This window comes from Flavobacterium sp. J49 (assembly GCF_011742145.1).
Taxonomy (GTDB): Bacteria; Bacteroidota; Bacteroidia; order Flavobacteriales; family Flavobacteriaceae; genus Flavobacterium.
Map to the genome: position 1 here is coordinate 1 of NZ_JAAQQU010000086.1, position 1,740 is coordinate 1,740.

1 protein-coding gene is annotated in these 1,740 nt (G+C 41.4%); it reads right to left on the bottom strand.

From position 1 onward, the window contains the following. The coding region (locus HA632_RS02180) for a PKD domain-containing protein (RefSeq protein WP_369597748.1) at positions 1-1,740 on the bottom strand (1,740 nt) is incomplete at both ends.

The following is a 1,740-nucleotide window of genomic DNA, read 5'->3' on the forward strand; positions in this document are numbered from 1 at the left end:
AGTAGCAGTAGCTTGAGCGAACTCAGGCGCAGCCGGACAAGAGATAGTTGAAGTGGCAGGTAACGCTGCGATAACCGGAGCCGTTACGTCTTGTATATTTATAGTTTGTGAAGCTGTAGAAGCATTTCCACAAGCATCAGTAGCAGTCCAAGTTCTGGTTACAGAGTAAGAACCTGCACAATTACCATTAGTAGTTACATCTTCGAAAGTCAATTCGAAAGCAGAACCACACTCATCAGTAGCAGTAGCTTGAGCGAACTCAGGCGCAGCCGGACAAGAGATAGTTGAAGTGGCAGGTAACGCTGCGATAACCGGAGCCGTTACGTCTTGTACGTTAATAGTTTGAGAAGCTGAAGCAGTATTTCCACAAGCGTCAGTAGCTGTCCAAGTTCTGGTTACAGAATAAGAACCTGCACAATTACCATTAGTTGTTGTGTCTACAAATGTCAAGGTAACATCAGCGTCACAATTGTCGGTCGCAGTAGCTTGAGCGAACTCAGGTGTAGCCGGACAGTTGATAGTTGAAGTGGCAGGTAAAGCAGCAATAACCGGAGCAGTTACGTCTTGTACGTTTATAGTTTGAGAAGCTGAAGCAGCATTACCACATTCGTCAGTTACAGTCCAAGTTCTTGTAATAACTCTATTGCTTTCACAAATGTTTGAAGGAGTTAAACAAACACTATTGAATTCGATACTTCCATTAACACTAGCTTGTTTCCTTGAGAAAATAAACCAAGTACCATTCATAGGTCCGGTTAAATTCTCAAAACTAGAAACATAAGAAGTTAATCCGGTAACCGTATTAGGGGATGATAATGCACCATTAGGTGTAAAGTTTTGCGGAATATTCTGAGTTACAACATTATTGTTGTTCCATTGGGTATATCCTGAGCTATTCGGATAGAATACAGGTAAATATAATTCCTGATCATTAGAATTAGGATCTTCACAAGCACCACCGGTACAATATGGTCCAACCAAAATTACAGCAGTTCCATTAGGGGCAACCAAAGTAAATTCAGCTCTTCCTTTTCCTTGATTAGTTTCAAAAGATAAAGCTACTTTTTCAATGTCTTTTGCGGTTAGATTATCAAACCCTGTTACATCAAAGTAGAAGTAGTTTCCATTTCCGGCATTAATTGATGCATCATTATCATTACCGAAACAGTCAGAATCGGTATAAGTTACAGTTGGATTAGCATCACAAGCATCAGAAATATTAGTCACTGTTCCTGTTGTTCCCGGATTAGTATCAATAGCACAGTTTGCACCTGCGTTGATTGTTACATTGGCAGGAACGGTAAATGTTGGAGCCGTGTTATCTTGAACATTAATAGTTTGAGAAGCTGAAGCAGTATTTCCACAAGCATCAGTAGCGGTCCAAGTTCTGGTTACAGAATAATTACCGGCACAGTTACCATTTACGGTATTGTCAGCAAAAGTCAAGGTAACACCTGAACCACAAGCATCTGTTGCAGTAGCTGTAGCAAATGAAGGTGTAGCAGGACACTCTATAGTTGAAGTAGCTGGTAAGGCTTCAAAAACAGGAGCAGAGTTGTCTTGAACAGTAATGGTTTGAGTTGCTGTAGAAGCATTTCCACAAGCATCGGTAGCGGTCCAAGTTCTGGTTACAGAATACGAACCGGCACAAGCACCATTAGTTGTATTGTCTACAAAAGTCAAAGTAGCTCCAGAACCACAAGCGTCAGTGGCAGTAGCCTGAGCAAACTCAGGAGTAGC